This is a genomic window from Paenibacillus macquariensis (assembly GCF_900156375.1).
Taxonomy (GTDB): domain Bacteria; phylum Bacillota; class Bacilli; order Paenibacillales; family Paenibacillaceae; genus Paenibacillus_AQ; species Paenibacillus_AQ macquariensis.
The window spans coordinates 269,169-290,322 of sequence record NZ_FTNK01000002.1; the positions used below are offsets into that span (position 1 = coordinate 269,169).

General features: G+C 39.8%; 18 protein-coding genes and 1 pseudogene. All 19 read left to right on the forward strand.

What is annotated here, in order from left to right; all coding sequences use genetic code 11:
• Positions 1-57 precede the first annotated feature (57 nt).
• The 19 genes and pseudogenes from BW961_RS04220 (at position 58) to BW961_RS04315 (ending at position 21,131) form a co-directional block, all read left to right on the forward strand.
• The gene (locus BW961_RS04220) at positions 58-627 is read left to right on the forward strand and encodes a GNAT family N-acetyltransferase (RefSeq protein WP_068581095.1); all 570 of its coding nucleotides are present in this window, start codon (positions 58-60) and stop codon (positions 625-627) included.
• 61 nt (positions 628-688) lie between these two features.
• A pseudogene (locus BW961_RS04225) lies at positions 689-1,749 on the forward strand (LLM class flavin-dependent oxidoreductase).
• 490 nt (positions 1,750-2,239) lie between these two features.
• Positions 2,240-5,530 carry an endonuclease gene (locus BW961_RS04235; protein WP_394327597.1) on the forward strand — a complete coding sequence of 1,097 codons (3,291 nt, stop codon included), beginning with the start codon at positions 2,240-2,242 and terminating at the stop codon, positions 5,528-5,530.
• Between the two features lie 142 nt (positions 5,531-5,672).
• Complete coding sequence (locus BW961_RS04240; RefSeq protein ID WP_068581107.1) at positions 5,673-6,041, forward strand: hypothetical protein; 369 nt, start codon at positions 5,673-5,675, stop codon at positions 6,039-6,041.
• Between the two features lie 213 nt (positions 6,042-6,254).
• Positions 6,255-6,533: a hypothetical protein gene (locus BW961_RS04245; RefSeq protein WP_068581904.1), complete on the forward strand. Its 279-nt coding sequence runs from the start codon at positions 6,255-6,257 to the stop codon at positions 6,531-6,533.
• 67 nt (positions 6,534-6,600) lie between these two features.
• Positions 6,601-7,536 (forward strand): DNA-binding transcriptional repressor DeoR, encoded by a 936-nt coding sequence (locus BW961_RS04250; RefSeq protein ID WP_068581110.1) that lies wholly within the window; start codon positions 6,601-6,603, stop codon positions 7,534-7,536.
• A 241-nt stretch (positions 7,537-7,777) separates the two neighbouring features.
• Positions 7,778-8,446 carry a deoxyribose-phosphate aldolase gene (deoC, locus tag BW961_RS04255; protein WP_394327593.1) on the forward strand — a complete coding sequence of 223 codons (669 nt, stop codon included), beginning with the start codon at positions 7,778-7,780 and terminating at the stop codon, positions 8,444-8,446.
• Positions 8,447-8,509: 63 nt separating this feature from the next.
• The gene (locus BW961_RS04260; RefSeq protein ID WP_068581114.1) at positions 8,510-8,902 is read left to right on the forward strand and encodes a cytidine deaminase; all 393 of its coding nucleotides are present in this window, start codon (positions 8,510-8,512) and stop codon (positions 8,900-8,902) included.
• Between the two features lie 97 nt (positions 8,903-8,999).
• Positions 9,000-10,181: a NupC/NupG family nucleoside CNT transporter gene (locus BW961_RS04265; protein ID WP_068581117.1), complete on the forward strand. Its 1,182-nt coding sequence runs from the start codon at positions 9,000-9,002 to the stop codon at positions 10,179-10,181.
• 38 nt (positions 10,182-10,219) lie between these two features.
• Complete coding sequence (gene deoB, locus BW961_RS04270; protein ID WP_068581120.1) at positions 10,220-11,401, forward strand: phosphopentomutase; 1,182 nt, start codon at positions 10,220-10,222, stop codon at positions 11,399-11,401.
• A gap of 50 nt (positions 11,402-11,451) precedes the next feature.
• A complete protein-coding gene (locus tag BW961_RS04275; RefSeq protein ID WP_068581123.1) occupies positions 11,452-12,753 on the forward strand; it encodes a pyrimidine-nucleoside phosphorylase in 1,302 nt (433 codons plus the stop codon).
• A 269-nt stretch (positions 12,754-13,022) separates the two neighbouring features.
• Positions 13,023-14,594, forward strand: a complete 1,572-nt coding sequence (locus BW961_RS04280; protein ID WP_068581127.1) for an ABC-F family ATP-binding cassette domain-containing protein — start codon at positions 13,023-13,025, stop codon at positions 14,592-14,594.
• A complete protein-coding gene (locus tag BW961_RS04285) occupies positions 14,595-15,344 on the forward strand; it encodes a M15 family metallopeptidase (protein WP_211269751.1) in 750 nt (249 codons plus the stop codon).
• Between the two features lie 15 nt (positions 15,345-15,359).
• Positions 15,360-16,037 (forward strand): response regulator transcription factor, encoded by a 678-nt coding sequence (locus tag BW961_RS04290; RefSeq protein WP_068581128.1) that lies wholly within the window; start codon positions 15,360-15,362, stop codon positions 16,035-16,037.
• Positions 16,034-17,410, forward strand: a complete 1,377-nt coding sequence (locus BW961_RS04295) for a sensor histidine kinase (protein WP_068581132.1) — start codon at positions 16,034-16,036, stop codon at positions 17,408-17,410. The genes BW961_RS04290 and BW961_RS04295 overlap by 4 nt, the downstream gene beginning before the upstream one ends.
• Positions 17,411-17,483: 73 nt before the next feature.
• Positions 17,484-17,756 (forward strand): hypothetical protein, encoded by a 273-nt coding sequence (locus BW961_RS04300; RefSeq protein WP_068581135.1) that lies wholly within the window; start codon positions 17,484-17,486, stop codon positions 17,754-17,756.
• 138 nt (positions 17,757-17,894) lie between these two features.
• Positions 17,895-18,425 carry a class F sortase gene (locus BW961_RS04305; RefSeq protein WP_212568131.1) on the forward strand — a complete coding sequence of 177 codons (531 nt, stop codon included), beginning with the start codon at positions 17,895-17,897 and terminating at the stop codon, positions 18,423-18,425.
• Positions 18,422-19,549, forward strand: a complete 1,128-nt coding sequence (locus BW961_RS04310) for an amidase domain-containing protein (protein WP_068581141.1) — start codon at positions 18,422-18,424, stop codon at positions 19,547-19,549. The genes BW961_RS04305 and BW961_RS04310 overlap by 4 nt, the downstream gene beginning before the upstream one ends.
• Positions 19,550-19,634: 85 nt before the next feature.
• Positions 19,635-21,131 carry an oligosaccharide flippase family protein gene (locus tag BW961_RS04315; RefSeq protein WP_068581144.1) on the forward strand — a complete coding sequence of 499 codons (1,497 nt, stop codon included), beginning with the start codon at positions 19,635-19,637 and terminating at the stop codon, positions 21,129-21,131.
• The last annotated feature ends 23 nt before the right edge of the window (positions 21,132-21,154 follow it).

Sequence of the window (21,154 nt, forward strand, 5' to 3'; positions counted from 1 at the left end):
TTAATTCAATGCGAATTGTATATTATTAACATATCTTAATGAAATGAGTTGAAATATATGAGTGAAGTATATAGACTGGCGACGGTTGAGGATGTTGAAAGACTTGTTTATGTTACTTATGAGGCTTACGTTACCATTCGTGAATTAGATCTCAAATGGCCAGCTGCACATGCCGACTATGCTTTGATCGAAGACAATATCCTTAAGAATGAGTGTTATGTCCTTGAAGTGGACGGAGAAATTAAAGCTACAGTCACTCTTAACAAGGGCAATGAGATTAAGTTCATCACGGATTTACCATTCGTAATGTGGTTTGCGGTAGACCCGGCATGCCAAGCTACAGGTATTGGAGGAAAACTACTTACATGGGTTGAGGAGACTATTATCAGAGATAAGTTAGGAGCACCTGCGGTAACGCTTGCAACTGCTGAGAAACATCCGTGGCTTCTTCCTATGTATGAACGAAAAGGCTATGCACGTATTAAAGCTTTCGATTCGGGAAAAGGGGATGGAGTTATGCATCTTCTAAGAAAAGTAGTGAATCCTGAAGCTTTCGAAATTTATCTTCAAGAGCAAGAACAACAAATAGAGAATGAAGAAAAAGATAACCATACCGTAAGTCAATGAACCAGGCATTCATAGCGTAACCTTGTGCTTTTCGCGTATTAGAGAAAAGGGGTTGTATTAGATGAAATTCGTGTTGTTCAGCCTATTGATGAATGTTCCCAATGCCATTACTGGGGAGACATTAACGACTCAACAGAAATTCCAGAATATCATCGCACAAGCTATTCTCGCTGAAGAGCTTGGATTTGAAGCTTATGGTGTAGGTGAGCAACATGGAACGCCATTTCTCTCATCTTCTCCGCCGGTTATCTTAAGTGCGATTGCTGCTCGAACCTCACGAATTCGATTGTTAACAACGGTCACAGTACTTAGCGTTCTTGATCCAGTACGCGTAGCTGAAGATTATGCTACACTGGATCATCTTAGCGGAGGACGTCTAGAGATGATCATTGGCAAAGGAAATGATCCACGGCACTATCCTCTATTCGGTATTACAGAGGAAGAACAATGGGATTCTCTAGCTGAGCGATATGCATTACTCAAACGTTTGTGGAATGAGGAGAATGTGACTTGGAAGGGAAAATATCGTACACAACTTGACGATGTTACGACACAACCAAGACCGTTGCAATTTGGCATGGTAGCGCATCAAGTACGCTTTCAACGGAATTAGCTGCGAAATATGGCGAGCCGATATTTTCTTCTAATTCCTTTCATCCCCAAGCGAAATATAAAGCATTGATTGATCATTATCGTGATCGTTTGTCTTATTACGGTCACGATCCCAAGAATGCCATTGTCGGCTCAGGAGCAAGTAGTCTATATCTTGCGAATACACCTGAAGAAGCGATCCATCGGTTCAGACCGTATTATAATGCGTTTCATGCAACTGACGCTGCACAGCATAATCAATCTCCCTTTAAAGATCTAGAGGACAATATTGAGAATGGGCCTATATTAGTTGGTAATGCGGAACAAGTTATTGAGAAAATTCTTAATTACCACAAAGCTTATGGTAATCAAGTACTCTGTATTAGTGTAGATGGATTAACAGAAGCTGAGCAATATGAACAATTACATCGATTCGTCAATGATGTTATACCTGTGTTGCGCCGTGAAATTCCAAGTTCAATTTGGGAAAGCAAGCCGAAGATCCATCATGATGATTTATTAATCAGGTAAGTCTAACATAATGGATACACACAAATAGACACATACCAGATCTTCTGGTATGTGTCTATTTGGTATGGGTATATAGATTAGTCCGGATAGTATTCAGTTGGTTCCACTCCTAAGTAAATGGAGTTGATTCCTCATGCCTAGGTGAAAGCGAATGCTATCCATTATTTTGATGTCATTACATTCTATAACGTCAGCAATACTTTTTTGTTTATCTTGATCAGGGCTACATAGAAATAAGGTCATCCACAAACACCTGCTGTTATCATTAATCATGATTTATTCCTCCCCTAACGATTCAATTTGGATATGGTATTAATAGAATATATTAATTTTGTTAATACAATATGATGATTTCATTAAAATCATATAAATTTATTTGTTCATTGATTCTGAATTATCTCCATATATTTTACAAATAAATTAACTTTTGTAAATAATTACATGATAGACTTAAGTTGAATTACTAGTCTTTATTCATAGGAGGAATATGATGAGAAAGTTTACTAGATTCCAAGCTGGATTATTGAAGTCAGCAATTGCTGTGTCGTTGGCGTTATCGTTTCAAGTGGGATTAAATAGTGGTCTTTCAGCTGTGTTCGCAGAGGGCCCTACAGATGTTGCTCCTTACATTCAAGCGAAGGTCGTCAATGGAAATGCAGGTAAAAAGGTGCTCTTTGACAACACCCATGGGCAGACAGCTGGGGCTGCTGACTGGGTCATTGACGGTGCTTTTTCAGATTTCGGAAATGCATTAGCAAATGATGGATATGATGTGAAAGAACTGCGTAAATCAACACCAATTACCTATAACGATTTGAAAGACTATGATGTATTCGTCATTGCAGAAGCTAATATTCCTTTTAAACAAAGTGAACAACTAGCAATGGAGCAATATGTGCAAGGCGGTAACAGTATTTTCTTCATAGGGGATCACTACAACGCAGATCGTAATAAGAATCGTTGGGACGGGTCGGAGTCTATGAATGGCTATCGTCGTGGTGCATGGGTAGATCCAGCCAAAGGAATGAGTGTGGAAGAGCGGAATTCCGCTGCCATGCAAGATGTTGTAAGTTCAGATTGGTTAGGATCGAAGTTCGGAGTTCGGTTTCGCTATAATGCATTAGGTGATATTACAGCGAATAATATCGTTACACCTAGCCAAGCCTTTGGCATTACAGCAGGTGTATCAACAGTTGCCATGCACGCTGGTTCAACACTTGCGATTATGGACCCTACCAAAGCCAAGGGGATTGTATATCTCCCAAATACGAATGAGGCTTGGCCCAATGCTGTCGATCAAGGGGTATATAACGGTGGCGGAATTGCTGAAGGTCCGTATGTAGCTGTGTCCAAAGTAGGTGCTGGAAAAGCTGCATTCATTGGTGATTCATCCGCAGTTGAGGATGCAACCCCTAAATACCTACGTGAAGAAATGGGCACGAAGAAAACGACCTATGATGGATTTAAAGAGCAAAATGACGGCGTCTTATTGGTTAATATGGTTAACTGGTTATCCAAGAAAGAGAGTTATACCAACCTGAATCAGGTGAGTAACTTACAATTGGATCAGACGACGGCGTTGCTACCTATTGAAACTCCAGAGACTTCAATAGAACCTCAAGCGGAACCTTGGTCCGCTCCTGCAGCCGGATACAAATGGTGGGATAGTTCAACGTTTAAACCTGGATCATATGGAAGTTCAACAGCTAATGCTGCTGTGACTTATAGTTTTGTTCATCAAGCTCAACTACCTAATGCACAAGATTTCAAAATCCGCGTAGTTGTAGATAACTTACCTGCCAATACAACTGTATCTGGATTCAGTACCGGTATTTATCTAACAAGTGGTGGGACACAAATTGCTAAGGTTCAAAATGAAGACGGTACATGGCCATCTGCATTTGCTTATAGTTCGACGTATAGCTTAACCGCAAATGGTAATGGACGAGCTTATAAAGACCTAACGGTCAGAGTTAAGCCAGGCACATTGGGTGCGGCGAATCTCAGATTGAGACAAAATGGTAACAATCTCCTCACAACCGTGGTTCAGTTAGCGAACGTACCCGCAGAAGATCTACCTGCTGAGGGCAACCCGATTCCTAATAAAATTACGATAGTGGAAGCACGTAATAAAGCACAGGGAACAACGGTTACGATAGAAGGTGTTGTGACTACGGAGCCAGGAATCTTTGGTGGTCAGACATTTTATCTTCAGGATGAAACAGCCGGTATCTATGTGTTTCAAACGTTAAGTGGATTCCATCAAGGAGATATTGTAAAGATAACAGCGCCACTTGCGCTATATAACACAGAACTTGAACTAACTGATCCGATTGCGATTGTAAAGACAGGAACGTCGCCACTTCCAATTCCACTGGAAACAAATGCGAATTTATCGAACCAAGGACAACTTGTGCAACTTCGTGATGTTACGATTAGCAATATCATCAGTGCTACACCTACGGGTTCTTTTGAATTCGATGCGATGAATGGATTAGTAAGTACGCATATAAGAGTAGATGTACGGACTGGCTTGACCTTAACAGATTTTGCATATAAAGAAGGACAGGTTATTGATGTGACAGGCGTCTCTGCGATCTTCAAGAGTGTAGTGCAGTTGAAACCAAGAGGGGTCAATGATTTCATAAGTAAAGCTGTACCGATCGTTCCCGTTACAACGGCTTCATTATCGGCATTACCTAATGTGAATGGTTGGTACAACAACGATGTATCACTTACATTGGTAGCAACGGGGAGTCCGACGGATATCATCTCGACGAAATATGCCTTGAATGGTGGCTCAGAAGTTCTTTATACAGGACCAGTATCCATTCAAACCGATGGAGAATATACGATCAAGTATTATTCCTCTACAGTTACGGGGCAAGTTGAAGCCGAACAATCTCTCCAAGTGAAATTGGATAAAACGCCACCAACAGTCGTGTTGACTCAAAATGTTAAAGAGGTAACGGATGTAAAACTTGAGGATATTCTGAAATATGAGCTTTCGACGACAGATTCGTTATCTGGTGTATCAACACAAAAATTATTGTTAGATGGTAAGGAAATCAATAGTGGAGATGTAGTGAAAGCTGCTGACCTAGGTGTAGGTGTTCATACCATTCAATATCATGTACTTGACCTAGCAGGTAACTCATCTGAGAAAAGTATATCTTTTAAAGTTAGCAATCCACTAGCTACGAGTATTCCAGGTAAGCCAGTACTATCGGATACAAGTGGGAATATCAATGGATTTAAGGATGGTAGTTACACGGTAACGATGAATCTATGGTGGGGAAATAACGGCAGTGAGTTCAAGCTATACGAGAATGGAGTTCTTATTAACACGCAGAATCTAACTGATGCTTCTCCCGCAGCCCAGAGCGTAAAGACGGAAATAAAAGGGAGAGCGAATGGCACTTATAAGTATACTGCTGAGTTAACGAATGCTTTCGGAACGACTACGAGTAATGAACTGATTGTAACGATATCCGCAGCTACACCAGCTAAGTCTGTATTGTCTCACGATAATTGGGATGGGGACGGGAATTATAAAGTAACAATGAACATGTGGTGGGGGACGAATGGTTCGGAATATCGATTATATGAGAATGGTGTATTAGTAGATTCGAAGAATCTCGTGGAGAATACATCAAGTGCTCAGAATGCTGTGACAGAATTGTCAGGCAGAGCACCAGGTAAATATGAATATCGTAGCGAGCTAATTAACGCTGCGGGAGTCACTTCAAGTGACACCATTACCGTAAATGTTGTGAAATAAGTAATAAAGAATATATGGATATTATATTAGAAAAATATGTTAATATAGTAATAGATATACAAATTTATACTGACAACATCATGAAAGGAGGAGCACTCGTTAACCGTTAATTATAGTGTTAACCATCCAAGGAGGAATGAAGATGTTGTTAGTGAAAAATAGGTCGAAACATTCGGTTTTCCGTATCCTGGTTGTATGCTTCCTTTTAATGTTTTCGATTATTCCGATCGCCTCGGCGGCTGCGCCGGATCCAATCACCAACCTTCAAATAACGAGTACTTACCCTGTGACTTTGGAGTGGACAAATCCCACAACTGATTATGATTACATTCAGGTTATTAAATTAAACAGAACTGATTTAAAAGAAGTCTACAAAAAAACATTGACTAAAGGATCCACTGTCTTTGCAGATCATTCTGCTATGAGTTCTAATAAGGAATACTGGTATATCTTTCAAGCGTATAAGGGTGGAGTATCCTCCAACCAAGTAAAGAAGATCTACAATAACTGATTGTATAAGCAAGGCAGTATTCATTCTTGCTCATATCCTGATAATAACGTAATGAGAGTCCAAATGGACTCTCATTTTTGGTAAGTGGCAGTTGATTACGAGGTTCTCTTATGAGAAGAAATCATCATCCAGTCTTTGGATGATTTAACTTTACAACCTTTTCTAGGTATAATAGAGACAGAATTAATTAAGGACATCATGAAGGGAGTCATTATGAATTGGATCGCGACACAATCATATTACAAAATTCATAGACATGTCTCCAGCACAGAACAAACAACGGTAGTGCAGCTTCGTAGCATGTATTTATATGAACATAAAGTACGGACTAAATATCGAGAGTTTGCCATAGAGGATGTATTGGATATGTCTTATCGACAAATGGGAGACGAAGGTGGATTTCTATATTTACACACGAAGCAAGGTGTATTTCCTTACACGGTTAGAGAAGACCCGAGTAGATTTATCGATACGTTTAAAGTGCTGAAGTAAGCTGTGTGATACAATTCGGATCTTCCGATACATAGAGGGACAAATAAAATAAGTGAGTTGGATAACAATGGACAATGAGAAACAGCGTATGAGTATAGAAGCGGCAAGGCTTTATTATCAATCTGATTACAGTCAGCAACAGATTGCAACCGTATTGGGTTTATCCCGACCGACGGTTTCTAGATTACTACAGCATGCGAAAGATAAAGGATATGTTAGAATTGATATTATTGACCCTAGAGAAGATTTGGATATATTAGCAGGTGAACTGAAGAAGCAATACCAATTAGATACGGTTCAGTTATGTTATTCACCACTCAATGATTATGAAGAAATCAAAAAACATATCAGTAAAAAAGCGGCTGAATTTATTCATGAGACCGTACAAGATGGAGATATTATCGGTGTAACATGGGGAACAACTATGCATGCGGTAGCTCTGCATTTACAATCGAAACCATTAAAAGGCGTAGAAGTGGTCCAATTAAAGGGAGGCGTAAGCCATTCTCAAGTGAATACATACGCGGCTGAAATCGTGAATTTATTCGCAGAGGCATTCCAGACCATTGCTCGCTATTTACCGTTACCTGTTATTTTCGATAGTATTGAAGTGAAGAAAATGGTAGAGGAAGACCGACATATTGGGCGGATCATTGAATTAGGTAAACAGGCGAATATTGCAGCTTTTACCGTGGGGACTGTAAAAGAAGATGCGCTTCTTTTTCGTCTAGGATATTTTAATGAAGAAGAGAAGGAATTGCTCGGACATAATGGGGCAGGGGATATTTGTTCTCGTTTTTTCGATACAGAAGGAAAAATATGTAGTGAAGCTATCAATAATCGTACGGTAGGAATTGATCTTTCTGAACTTAGAAAAAAAGAAAAGTCTATTCTTATTGCGGGAGGACAGCGTAAAATTGAAGCCATTCAAGCTGCGCTCGCAGGTAAGTATGCGAATATATTAATTACGGATCAGTTTACTGCACAAGCTTTGTTAAGATAAATCAGAGCAATGATCAGATTTTAGTTTAGAATGAAAATGAGCCTTTAATGCCAATTCAAATTGGTTTTGAAGGCTTTTTATATACTTTGGGTAAGTTATATATAGATGAATCAATTTCTCAGGGTTAAAGAAAAAAATAAATATTGAACATAATTTCTAGTTGGTGTTTACAATTGTTCAAACAGGTGGTATTGTAAACATGTAATTAAGAGGATTCATATATGAGAAGGGTGATGACGAAATGATTAACTTATCAAGCATGATCGATCATACGCTTTTACGTCCAGACGCAACTAAAAATGAGATTACAAAATTAACTGATGAAGCAAAAAAATATGAATTTGCATCCGTTTGTGTAAATCCAACATGGGTAGCTTATGCGGCTGAAAAGTTGGCGAATACGAACGTGAAAGTATGTACGGTAATTGGATTTCCTCTTGGGGCTAGTACAACCGCAACGAAAGCTTTTGAAGCAGCTAATGCCATTGAAAATGGTGCGACAGAGGTTGATATGGTCATTAACATAGGTGCATTGAAAGATGGAGATCATGATTATGTTGAACAAGATATTAAAGCCGTTGTTGATGTAGCAGCTGGGAAAGCACTTGTAAAAGTAATTATTGAAACTTGTATCTTAACAGATGAAGAAAAGAAAGTTGCTTGTCAATTAGCGGTCAAAGCTGGAACCGACTTTGTTAAAACATCGACAGGGTTCTCAACAGGAGGAGCAGTTGCTGAAGATGTAGCCCTAATGCGTCAAACCGTTGGTGAAAATATCGGAGTTAAAGCTTCCGGAGCCATTCGTAGTCTGGAAGATATGGAAAAAATGATTGCGGCAGGTGCATCTAGAATCGGTGCTAGTTCAGGTGTGAAAATAATGGAAGGCGAGCAATCAACCTCGTCTTACTAATTATTTTATGAAGAATCCGTGCTGCTCCATCAAAGGGCAGCACGCACTCAAGGAGGAATAATAATGAAGGAACAGTTAATACAAGAGGCTATGGCTGCACGTAAACATGCTCATATTCCTTATTCAAACTTTGCGGTTGGTGCTGCATTACTAACAAGTAACAAGCGAATTTACTCAGGTTGTAATATTGAGAATGCTTCTTTTGGACTTACAAATTGTGCAGAACGTACGGCCATTTTTAAAGCGGTATCAGAAGGGGAACATATTATTGAAGCCATTGCGGTGGTAGCGGACACAAAGGGTCCTGTTTCTCCATGTGGTGCCTGTCGTCAAGTATTAGCTGAATTTTGCGATGAGAATACTAAGATCTATTTAACCAATCTTCATGGAAACACAGAAGAATGGACTATGGCACAGCTATTGCCTGGAGCCTTTCGATCTGCTGATATGAAATAACAATAAAATGATGTGTAAAGAAATTTTCGAATAAGATGTAAGCGTTTCATACTAGCTGCTTGATTTCGGAATCCAATTGACTATTAGGAGAACAACTATGAGATATTTAATTATAATACTGGGTATACTAATTGTTTTTGGGCTCACTTACCTCGCCAGCAATGATAAAAGGAAGATCCGCTATCGACCGTTGATCGTCATGGTTATCTTGCAGATTATTTTAGCCGCTGTACTATTAAATACAGTTGTTGGAAATGTCGTTATTAAAGCAATCTCAAGCGTATTTGAAAAGTTAATGGAATTCGCCGCAGAAGGTGTTAATTTTGTATTCGGTGGCATACTTAACGAAGGACAATTCACATTCTTTTTATCGGTATTATTACCGATTGTATTTATCTCAGCGCTCATTGGTATCTTGCAGTACATCAAAGTATTGCCATTCGTTATTAGATACATTGGTCTTGTTCTGAGCAAGGTGAATGGTATGGGTAAATTGGAATCGTACAATGCGGTTGCATCTGCTGTTCTAGGACAATCTGAAGTATTTATATCTGTTAAAAAGCAAATTAATTTATTACCGAAACATCGGCTCTATACATTATGTGCATCGGCTATGTCGACTGTATCCATGTCTATTGTTGGTTCATATATGCAAGTTCTAGAACCTAGGTATGTTGTAACTGCCCTTGTTCTTAATTTGTTTGGTGGGTTTATCATTACATCAATTCTAAACCCTTATATCGTCGATAAAGAGGAGGATATTCTAGAGGTACAGGAAGAAGAGAAACAATCCTTTTTCGAGATGCTTGGGGAATATATTATGGATGGCTTCAAAGTTGCCATTGTCGTAGCAGCGATGTTGATTGGGTTCGTAGCAATCATCGCAATGATTAATGGACTCTTTAGTGGTATATTTGGAGTATCATTTCAACAACTACTGGGTTACGTTTTTGCACCACTTGCTTTTATTATGGGTGTTCCATGGAAAGAAGCAGTGGATGCAGGTAGTATTATGGCTACGAAAATGGTCTCTAATGAATTTGTTGCCATGCTTGAACTTGGTAAATACACCGATCTATCCTCACGTACAGTTGGTATTATCTCTGTGTTCCTTGTCTCGTTTGCGAATTTCTCGTCCATCGGTATTATTGCTGGTGCAGTAAAAGGTCTGCATGAGAAGCAAGGGAATGTTGTAGCACGTTTTGGTCTGAAATTACTTTATGGTGCCACATTAGTAAGTATTCTTTCTGCCATAGTGGCTGGAATATTTATTAATTAGAATGAAAAAGACTCACTTGCGAAAGGCAGGAAACAATAATGACAGCATTTAAACGGATTCACTTAATTGTAATGGACTCGGTAGGAATTGGGGAGGCACCTGATGCAGCTCAATTTGATGACTTTGATGTTGATACTTTAGGACATATTGCCCGTGAATGCGGAGGGCTGGACATGCCCAATATGGCTAAACTTGGATTATCTAATATTAAAGAAATCAAGGGAATTCCTGTTTCCGAGCAACCACTCGCTTATTACACAAAGATGCAAGAAGTTTCTAGTGGTAAAGATACCATGACTGGACACTGGGAAATGATGGGTTTGCGAATTGATACGCCATTTCGTGTCTTTGAGAATGGCTTCCCTGATGAGCTTATCTCCCGCATTGAAGAGAAAACAGGCCGCAAAGTTATTGGAAACAAACCTGCGAGCGGAACAGAGATTATTGAAGAACTTGGGGAAGAGCATGTCAAGACAGGTGCTTTAATTGTCTATACTTCTGCAGATTCAGTGCTGCAAATCGCAGCACATGAAGATATCGTGCCACTAAAGGAATTATATGAGATTTGTGAATTTTGCAGAAAAATCACATTAGATGATCCCTATATGTTAGGCAGAATTATCGCGAGACCCTTTATTGGTGAAATAGGCGAGTTCAAACGAACTTCCAACCGTCATGACTATGCGTTGAAACCATTTAGCCCCACAGTCATGAATGCATTAAAAGATGCAGGTCATGACGTCATTGCCCTAGGGAAAATTTCAGATATCTTTGACGGTGAAGGGGTGACCCAGGTCATTCGTACGGTTTCTAATTCAGACGGTATGGATAAATTCATTTCGACATTCGATGAAACATTTCATGGGTTCAGCTTCTTAAATCTAGTTGATTTTGATGCATTATATGGACATCGTCGTGATCCAAAAGGGTATGGTCAAGCTTTAGAGGACTATGATACCCGCTTACCAGAAGTATTCGCCAAAATGAAAGAAGATGACCTTCTGATCATTACCGCGGATCATGGGAATGATCCGACTTATCGTGGAACGGATCATACACGTGAATATGTACCGCTCTTGATGTATTCTCCACGATTTAAACAAGGGGGTCAGGCACTGCCTATCCGGAAAACATTTGCGGATATTGGTGCGACCATTGCGGAGAACTTTGAAGTTACGATGCCACAGCACGGTACCAGCTTTTTATCGAATTTAATATAAGTTATTCCTTAGATCCTACATTAAATAACGAATAACGAGGAGAATATATGATGAGAATGGTTGATCTTATTGCGAAAAAACGTGACGGTAAAGAATTAACGACAGAGGAAATTAATTTCATTATTGAAGGCTATACGAATGATGAAATTCCTGATTATCAAGTTAGCGCCTTGGCTATGGCTATCTTCTTCCAGGATATGACGGAGCGTGAACGTGCTGATTTGACGATGGCAATCGTGAACTCTGGAGATACGATAGACTTGTCTGCCATTGAAGGCGTGAAGGTCGATAAGCACTCTACAGGCGGGGTAGGCGATACAACCACTTTGGTTCTTGCTCCTCTGGTTGCTGCATTGGATATACCGGTTGCGAAGATGTCAGGACGTGGATTGGGACATACAGGTGGTACGATCGATAAATTAGAAGCTATTGAAGGGTTCCATGTCGAGATTACTAAAGAGGAATTCATAAACTTGGTGAATAAAGATAAGATCGCTGTCATCGGTCAGTCTGGCAATCTTACACCTGCGGATAAGAAATTGTATGCACTACGTGACGTAACCGCGACGGTCGATTCTATTGCACTTATTGCTAGCTCCATTATGAGCAAAAAAATAGCTGCTGGAGCGGATGCCATTGTTCTGGATGTGAAAACAGGAGCAGGTGCATTTATGAAGACTGTAGATGATGCTAAAGAACTCGCTCATGCGATGGTGAGTATAGGTAATAACGTAGGTCGTAAGACGATGGCCGTTATCTCAGATATGAGTCAGCCCCTTGGTTTAGCCATTGGTAACGCGCTTGAAGTGAAAGAAGCGATAGATACTTTGCAAGGGAAAGGTCCTAAAGACTTGGAAGAACTGTGCCTTGCTTTAGGCCGTCAAATGGTATTTCTAGCGAATAAAGCAAGCTCACTTGAAGAAGCTGAAGAAATGTTGAAAGAAGTTATGAGAAATGGTAAAGCGTTAGATAAATTCAAAGAATTTATAGCCAACCAAGGTGGAGATGCGTCCGTAGTAGACCATCCGGAGAAATTACCACAAGCGAAGTATCTAATTGATGTTCCTGCAAAAGTAGACGGCGTAGTAGCCGAAATTGTAGCTGATGAGATTGGTATCGCTGCGATGTTGTTAGGTGCTGGCAGAGCGACAAAAGAATCTGAAATCGATCTAGCCGTAGGTATTATGTTGAACAAAAAAGTTGGTGATCCTGTAAAAGCGGGAGAATCACTTCTAACCATACATTCAAACCGTGAAAATGTGAACGATGTGATAGAGAAAATTTATGAGAATATTCGCATTGGTGAACATGCGGAGCCGCTTGTACTTATCTACGATATCGTAACGGAATAATAAAGTAACGTAGCCTAAACTATATATAAGTAAAACTCCTACGGCCAAGTGGATCAATTTCACTTGGTCGTATTCATATTTACGAACGCGTAGCGAGTATGAGCGAGGCGTTAGATCATTGATCAAGCCAATGAACAGTCTGTCTTATATTAATGGAGTATGTATGGTAAGGCATATAGTGTTATAATCACGCTTGAGTGGATGAAGTGTTCACACAGACATCAAACAACATTATTCTTAATATATAGAGACTAGAGAGGTAATTAGACATGAGTGTTATTCGTTTAGAGAATGTAACGAAGAAATATGAAGATACGTTGATTTTTAGAGATATCTATTTTCGAGTAAGCAAAGGGGAACGTATCGGTCTTATCGGACGAAATGGTGCAGGTAAATCAACGGTATTTAAATTGATTATGGGTAAAGAGGAGCCTACTGCGGGCAAAGTGGAAGTCGACCCCCAAGTGAAGATCAGTTATTTCTCCCAATTCTCTGAATTGAGTGGAGGATTGTCCGTTCAGCAAGAGTTAGAATTATGCTTCGAACAGGTGGCTCTAATTGAGAGAGAACTTTCAGAAATAGGAGAAAACCTAGGGATTGTGACAGATGATGTTCAGATGGATCAACTATTAGAACGTCAAGCAGAGCTTTTTGAACAAATGGAGCATTTAGATGGTTGGAATGTATCTGTTGAGATCGACACCGTGCTAACGAAATTAGGGTTCAACGATAGATCGCGTCATCAACCCGTTGATGAGTTATCTGGTGGGTGGAGAAACCGCGCTGCATTAGCTAAAATGCTCATTGAGATGCCAGATGTCGTATTACTCGATGAACCCACTAACTTTTTGGATATCGAAGGTATCGTATGGCTTGAGCAGTGGTTACACCGATTCAATGGCGCGATGATCTTAGTGTCGCATGATCGGCAATTTATTGATCGTGTAGTTACGCGGACGATTGAAATCGAGAATTATCATTTTCAAGAATACGAAGGTAATTATACGGATTACATACGGAAGAAGAAGATGCGTAAGAAAGTGTTGGATCGTCAGTTCGAATGGGAGGAAGAACTTCTCATCATGGAGTCTGAAACCATTGATAGCCGTTCACAGAAAAAAACCTCTAAGGACCGACTCTCACGTAAGCTGGCTGATATGAAGAAGCGGGTTGATCCTCATCCTGTGAATGTTCTTATCACTGATATTTATGAGAATTTACGATTCCCTGACAAGTTATGCGGAGTGAAAGGAATCGGCCAGACGTATGACGGTCGCACGATATTCCAGAACATCAGCTTTGACATTCAGAAGGAAGATCGATTGGCTATCGTGGGGCCTAATGGAAGTGGGAAATCCACCTTGATTAAGGTGCTTACGGGACAAGAACAGCCTGATTCTGGTGAAGTGATTTGGGAGAAGGGTGTTAGTTACGCTTATTTCAACCGCATGTGGGACGAGCTTGATCGGAAGGATACCGTTAGCCATGCTGTAAATATTTCTGGACTTGGTTTAAATGCTACTCGAAAAAAAGTGAACAAATTCCTATCGATGCTCCAATTCTCGGAAAATGATCTGAGTAAAGTGATTGGTTCGCTATCCGGTGGGCAACAAGCCCGAGTAGCACTAGCCAAATGTCTACTCTCAGGCGCTACCGTTATCATATTGGATGAACCTACCAATCACCTTGATCTAACAAGCATACAGGTTATGGAGCAGGCGCTTATTCATTTCCCTGGTGCTGTAATTACTGTTAGCCATGATCGATTCTTTATTGATAAAATAGCAACCAAGATGCTCACCTTCGATCCTATCTTAGGAATTAGTGAGGAGAATGTATAGATGAAACCCTTTAGTAGGGGAATGGTAATCACGTTAAGTGCCTTGTTATTGAGTATGTTCATAACATCATCCATATTTGGACAACCCGTGATTGCGGAGTCATTGAATGGAGCAAAGGACATGGTTGTGAAGAAAAATAACTTACCGAAGGGATTCGTCTATATAGTTGACATGATTCCTTTGGCACACTTTGATATAAGGTATTACAGTGAATATAATTTTGTCGGAAAACGCATTGATGGTTATAAGGCACCTCTAGCGATTATGTCGCTCAAAGGGGTTACTGCTTTGAAGAAGGTTAGTGATGAGTTGGAGAAGAAAGGGTATCTCTTACTCATATACGATGCTTACCGTCCGCAAAAAGGAGTCAATGATTTCGTTAGATGGTCAAAGGATGGTAAGGATACCAAGATGAAGAACGAATTCTATCCTTTACTGGATAAACGTAACTTATTCAAACTTGGGTTCATTTCTAGTAAATCAGGACATACAAGAGGCAGCACGATTGACCTATCTCTTGTGCACAAATCAACGGGTAAAGTCGTCGATATGGGAGGTCCTTTTGATTTCTTTGGAGATATTTCGAATCACGGCACGAAGCTTATTACCAAACAACAGACCGGTAACCGAAATGTACTGAAGAATGCTATGGTGAAGTATGGATTCAAACCATATAGCAAGGAATGGTGGCATTATACGTTAATAAATGAGCCTTTTCCGAAGCAGTATTTCAATTTTGATGTGGAGTGACTAGGAGAGTGAAGCATGAGAAAGCTATTAGTAGCAGACGATGACCCGAATATTCGTACGTTATTGAAGCATGTTCTGACAAGGCAAGGGTATGGCGTAATTGAAGCAACGGACGGAGAAGATGCCATCCATAAGTTAAAGGGAACAACGGTCGATTTGGCTATTGTGGATGTGATGATGCCACATATGGATGGTCTGGAACTGTGCCAATATATTCGTGAGACTTATGACATTCCAATTATACTACTGACGGCACGTCAGCAGTTAAGTGACAAGGAACAGGGTTATTTAAGAGGTACGGATGATTATGTCACGAAGCCATTCGAGCCTGAGGAATTATTGTTCCGTATTACAGCGTTATTTCGTCGTTATTCCGTAGCATCAGATGATAAGATTCGCTTGAATCGTCTTATGATCGATCGCAAGAATTACGAGATAACGGATGGTCAACAAATGTTATTGTTGCCGGTTAAGGAATTTGAGTTATTGTCACAGTTAGCGCAATATCCGGGCCGACTATTCTCTCGTAGTGAATTGATTGAACTTGTATGGGGAACGGACTATGAAGGAGACGAAAGAACGGTAGATGTTCATATTAAGCGACTACGTGAACGATTTCTAGATTACCAGGATGACTTTATCATCCGAACGGTTAGAGGAATTGGGTATAAGGTGGAGGTCATCACCTCATGAAGTCATTGTATGTAAGAATGTGCCTCATCTTTTGTTCAGTGATACTTGTTAGTAGTGTGCTAGGATTTCTAGTGGCAAATGTGCATTATCATACAAAGCTCAAGCCTTTAAATGATGCGAAATTAACACAAATGGCTCTTCAACTGAAGCAATTTAGCGAATCACATCCTGAGTCAATTGATGACTATTTACAAAGCATAGCTGTCGTGGGATACAAAATATACTTAAGTAATGATTATGGTGATGAACGTTTTTATGGTAGGCCTTTTAGTAAATTGAATTTAAAAGAGGGCGTATTTCAAAAAGTAATAGATGGACAGATATACCATGGTGTTGGTGATTTTCCGAACGAGGCATTTATTACAGGCTTCTTTGACAATCAGTTACGAAATAGCATAGGAGTGCCCCTTGAAGTGAATGGGGAGAGGTATGCCTTGTTCATGCGTCCTGATGTAGAAGTACAATTTGGCGAGCTTCGTATTTTCATTGGCATGCTGATAGGATTTACGTTATTGTTCTGTCTAGGTTTCGTTGTGATCTCAGCTCTCCATATTGTGAGACCCATTTCCCGACTAACAACGGCTACGAAGAGGATTGTTAAGGGAAGATATGATATTGAGTTGAATACATCAAGGCGGGATGAAATTGGGCAATTGGCTTCCCATTTCATGACGATGAGTCAGGAACTTGAACGGACGAATCGAGCAAGGCAGGAATTTGTCGCTAACGTATCTCATGAAATCGAATCTCCTCTTACCTCTATACAGGGATTTGCTAATACGTTGAAAGACACATCGTTGCCTGTTGATCAGCAGAATCATTACTTATCTATTATTGAAGAAGAGTGTCGTCGACTATCATTACTTAGTAAACAATTACTCACCTTGTCTTCTCTAGATTATGACGAGAATGTATTACAAGTGAAATCGTTCGATTTACGTGCTCAAATACGACAAGTGGTTCAAATTATGGAGTGGAGACTGACAGAGAAACAATTGGCACTCCGCTTAAGCTTGCCGGATATTAGCATTCAAGGTGATGCCAATATGTTATATCAGGTGTGGATGAATCTGATATCCAATGCGATCAAATATACGCCTGAAGGTGGCACTATTGCCATTTCTGCGAATATTGAATTGGAGCAGTGTGTAATCACAGTATCCGATACGGGTGAAGGGATCCATATGGAAGAACTCCCTATGATATTTGATCGATTCTATAAAGTAGATCGAGCGCGGACAAAAGAAACGCATAGTACGGGTCTGGGACTTGCGATTGCGCAGAAGATTATTCATTCCCATAAAGGTAGCATTGCAGTCTCAAGTACAATAGGCGAAGGTACGACGTTTACAGTCATTCTTCCTTATTTGTGATTTTTCCCAGCATAGCGTTTTCTAAATTGGAGATCATACCTTATGGGAAAGAAAATATTAGGGAGGCTAATCCATGAAAAAGATCTCAGTTGCTATTTTATCTGCCTGTTTGTTACTTTCCACTGTATCTGCCGTAAGTGCAGCTCCGGTGAATGAGAAAAAAATGCACGAGAAGAAGATGCATGAGGAAAAAATCCATTCCAAAATGATTCATAAAGAAAAATCGAAAGAGAAAATGCATGAAAAAGCACTTCACATGAAGAGTCTTAAAACAAAAAATATTAAAACCAAAGCTACAAAAATGCCGAAGTCAGGGTTTGGCGGCGCAAGCGAGCAAACAGAATAAGGAGGATGAAGGAGGGCAATTCCCGCCCTCCTTCTTTTCTTAAAAATGAAAATATGGCGATGGTTATGCGTTCTTCTATTATTCGCAATTTTCACATTAATTTGTGAATCTAATCGTATTCAGTTGCAGACAGATCAAATGAAACAAAGTCACAGCCAAATATTATCAGAAGCCCCTGAAAAAATAAAACCACATAAATCACATGCTTCACCGTCAAAACCTTTTATGCCAACGCACCTTATTATTCCAGCCATCCATGTCTCCACCAAGATAAAGCCGGTGGGTGTTCTTGCTGACGGCCAAATGGACGTTCCACAATCCACGGATCTCGTAGGTATTTTATATCCAGGTGTTCTGGCGGGTGCAAAAGGAAACTTGGTGATGGACGGGCATGTTGACAGTTATACGGGTCCTGCAGTTTTGTTCGAGTTAAAAAAGTTGAAACCCAGAGATATTATTATTGTTCGAGATAACATGGACCATCAGTTAACTTATAGGGTTGAATCCGTTGAATCATTTATTACCTCAGAAGCTCCGATAGAACGGATCTTTGGGGAAACAGATGAAACGAGACTGAACGTTATTACTTGTACTGGAGCATACAGCAGAAAGAAAAAAGAACATCAAAAAAGACTTATTGTTTTTGCGAAGCTGGATGGTGATAGATGAGCATTTTTAGAAAAGCTATATTAGTCTTGATTTTGATCTATACAACTTTATTCTTCAATCCAATGGAAAATGTGAATGCTAATGATCAAAATCCAAGGGAAGAACTGGAAATTGAAGCGGTACTAAATCATATCTTTCAGCTTAGAGCCGAAGTAATGATTAATCTGAATATACATGCGTTAGACGCACATTACTTAACAAAGCAACAAGTAAGTAGTTATGCCTATCAACATGAGAAGAACAGGGTAGACTATCTCAATAAATGGGCTGAAAAACGATCGATAACACTGGTTGATGCCAAAAGTGACATTCGTGTGGTACGTGTTACAAAAAAGGCAGACAAAGCTATCATCTCGCTAGTTCAATCACTTCAAATTAGTTATGCTTACCCCAATAAGATTGTTCCAACGCAATCCTTTGGAGTGGGAACTAGGCACTTCATTACACTTCATAAAGTCAATGGGAAATGGATGATATACAAAGAATGGTACTTGGATCCTCTCGATGAGAATCCTAATAAAATTGCAAAGACTCACGATGGCATGGCTCCATCCATTAAATCTACGCGAGAAGTTTCCAAAAGTAATATATATAACCGTTCTCGTGCCATTAGTTATGCTAATAAATATGCAGGGGTTGCTTGGGGAGCTGGCAACAATCATCATTACAATAATAAATATAGGGATTACACTAGCCAAGGTGGAGATTGTACGAATTTCGCTTCTCAAGTTATGGGAGATAAGGAAGCTGGCGGATTACCTTTGACTAATATTTGGCGATACGATAAAAGGTCTGGAGGCTCGGAGAGATGGGTTAGAACAGACTCCTTTAGTAATTTCATCCTACGTAGTGGTTACGGAGAATCTGTTTCTTTAGGAGATTTTGAGCATATTATTTCTCCAACCCCAAAGTATTCTGATGGAGCTCTATCACAAATCCAAGCGGGTGACCTTATTGGATATATAATAGAAGGAAACGATGTCGATCATTTTTCAATTGTTGTTGGTTATGATGCATACGGATACCCCATTGTAAATTCACACACGGCAGATCGTTATCGCGTCCCATTCGATTTAGGTTGGGATCAGAATACGAAATATATACTGATCCACATCAAAGATTAAATAAATTGTGGGCTTGTCAGCATAATGGTTGTTCAATATCATAAAATAGAGATAAATGATATGGATGGTTATGCTGGGAGGAATTATGAGACAGTCCCACTTATTGAAGCAATCTACCATCAGGGTCGGTGCGATGATTATTGTCAAACTGTTTGGTCTGATCGGTCGTGTAATCTTAACAAGACTTGTGGGTGCCGAAGGCATCGGATTATATCAAATGGCCTACTCTTTTTATGGATTTTTAGTTATGCTTTCGGGAGGATTGCCCACGGCATTGGCCATTATAACGGCTAAAAAATCGATACTCGGTAGACACTTCCTCAAAATTTCATCCCTTTACATTGTTCTGTCAGGCAGTATTATTAGCCTGGCAGTTTTTTGGAATTCTACTCAAATAGCCGAGTTTCTAGGGAATTCCCAATTGGAGTATGGTCTTCGCAGCCTTGCTCCAGCTATTTTGGCAGCCCCATTATTAGGATTATTAAGAGGTTATTTACAAGGTCTGGAGAAATTCAGTATTATTGCGGCTTCGGAGGTATTTGAACAAGGATGTAGGATTTTTTGTATGTTGTTATTGGTATATCATTTAATGCCAATGGGAATCGACCGGGCAGTAGGCGGAGGGATGTATGCAACTTTTATAGGAGCTTTTATCTCCTTTGCTATGTTAGCCTTGTTCATATCTTTAGACAAGAAAAAGCTAGTTCACTCTCCGTATGAATCGTCTAAATTACCGTTTGTCTGGTTTTTAAGGATATCCGTTATGATTTCTTTCACCCGATTACTTATACCCGTATCTGAATTCATTGACTCTATACTCATCCCTAGTAGATTAATTTCGGCTGGTTATTCTTCTTCGGAAGCTATATCCATGTTCGGTATTATTAGCGGTATGGCAGCTGTTATTGCATATACGCCTACTCTTGTGACTGGGGCTCTGAGCCATACTACAACCATACGACTCGCAGCTCACTGGCAGAAAGGGAATCATAATGAATTCCATCATCTTTCACGACTATCTTTTAAAATAGGATGGTTATGGGGATTAACCTCTGGAACATTTATGTTTGTTTATGCAAAAGAACTTTCATTATTTATATTCAACATCGAAGATGCATATCTATCGATAAAATATATGTCCTTGATTCCTCTGATCGTCGGATTTCGCGAAATGTCGACCAGCATATTATGGTCACAGGATGTTAAAAAGATACCTTTTTGGGGTCTGTGCGTTGGGATTTGTAGTTCTATAATTGTCCAATACTTCCTCATAGGGATTCATGGATTAGGTTATATTGGCGCAGCAATAGGAATTCTTTCAATGGAGATCATAGCCTCTGCTTGGAACGGTAGAGCATTAAACATCGGAAAGGGTGAATTCATCAGAATGCTCCCTTCCATTCTTCTAGATACTGTGGCTATATGTGGCACCATGTCGTTGATATACTTATTTGTCAATTCATTTCAAGACACCCTGCTAGATATAACGAGATTTCTAATGAGTGGATGTTTATTCGGTCTAATGTCAGGGCTATATATGTATCTTCGTTGCGTAGCGTTTCCTAAAATGCATAAAAACTAGTCGCCTTATTTGTAATTTGTTAT

Excerpts from the sequence above, each read along its gene's own strand:
- BW961_RS04235 (WP_394327597.1), top strand. The coding sequence starts at position 2,240 with ATGAGAAAGTTTACTAGATTCCAAGCTGGATTATTGAAGTCAGCAATT.
- BW961_RS04260 (WP_068581114.1), top strand. The coding sequence starts at position 8,510 with ATGAAGGAACAGTTAATACAAGAGGCTATGGCTGCACGTAAACATGCT.
- BW961_RS04220 (WP_068581095.1), top strand. The coding sequence starts at position 58 with ATGAGTGAAGTATATAGACTGGCGACGGTTGAGGATGTTGAAAGACTT.
- deoC (WP_394327593.1), top strand. The coding sequence starts at position 7,778 with ATGATTAACTTATCAAGCATGATCGATCATACGCTTTTACGTCCAGAC.
- BW961_RS04285 (WP_211269751.1), top strand. The coding sequence starts at position 14,595 with ATGAAACCCTTTAGTAGGGGAATGGTAATCACGTTAAGTGCCTTGTTA.
- BW961_RS04275 (WP_068581123.1), top strand. The coding sequence starts at position 11,452 with ATGAGAATGGTTGATCTTATTGCGAAAAAACGTGACGGTAAAGAATTA.
- BW961_RS04315 (WP_068581144.1), top strand. The coding sequence starts at position 19,635 with ATGAGACAGTCCCACTTATTGAAGCAATCTACCATCAGGGTCGGTGCG.
- BW961_RS04250 (WP_068581110.1), top strand. The coding sequence starts at position 6,601 with ATGGACAATGAGAAACAGCGTATGAGTATAGAAGCGGCAAGGCTTTAT.
- deoB (WP_068581120.1), top strand. The coding sequence starts at position 10,220 with ATGACAGCATTTAAACGGATTCACTTAATTGTAATGGACTCGGTAGGA.
- BW961_RS04295 (WP_068581132.1), top strand. The coding sequence starts at position 16,034 with ATGAAGTCATTGTATGTAAGAATGTGCCTCATCTTTTGTTCAGTGATA.
- BW961_RS04305 (WP_212568131.1), top strand. The coding sequence starts at position 17,895 with ATGAAACAAAGTCACAGCCAAATATTATCAGAAGCCCCTGAAAAAATA.
- BW961_RS04300 (WP_068581135.1), top strand. The coding sequence starts at position 17,484 with ATGAAAAAGATCTCAGTTGCTATTTTATCTGCCTGTTTGTTACTTTCC.
- BW961_RS04290 (WP_068581128.1), top strand. The coding sequence starts at position 15,360 with ATGAGAAAGCTATTAGTAGCAGACGATGACCCGAATATTCGTACGTTA.
- BW961_RS04280 (WP_068581127.1), top strand. The coding sequence starts at position 13,023 with ATGAGTGTTATTCGTTTAGAGAATGTAACGAAGAAATATGAAGATACG.
- BW961_RS04245 (WP_068581904.1), top strand. The coding sequence starts at position 6,255 with ATGAATTGGATCGCGACACAATCATATTACAAAATTCATAGACATGTC.
- BW961_RS04265 (WP_068581117.1), top strand. The coding sequence starts at position 9,000 with ATGAGATATTTAATTATAATACTGGGTATACTAATTGTTTTTGGGCTC.
- BW961_RS04310 (WP_068581141.1), top strand. The coding sequence starts at position 18,422 with ATGAGCATTTTTAGAAAAGCTATATTAGTCTTGATTTTGATCTATACA.
- BW961_RS04240 (WP_068581107.1), top strand. The coding sequence starts at position 5,673 with ATGTTGTTAGTGAAAAATAGGTCGAAACATTCGGTTTTCCGTATCCTG.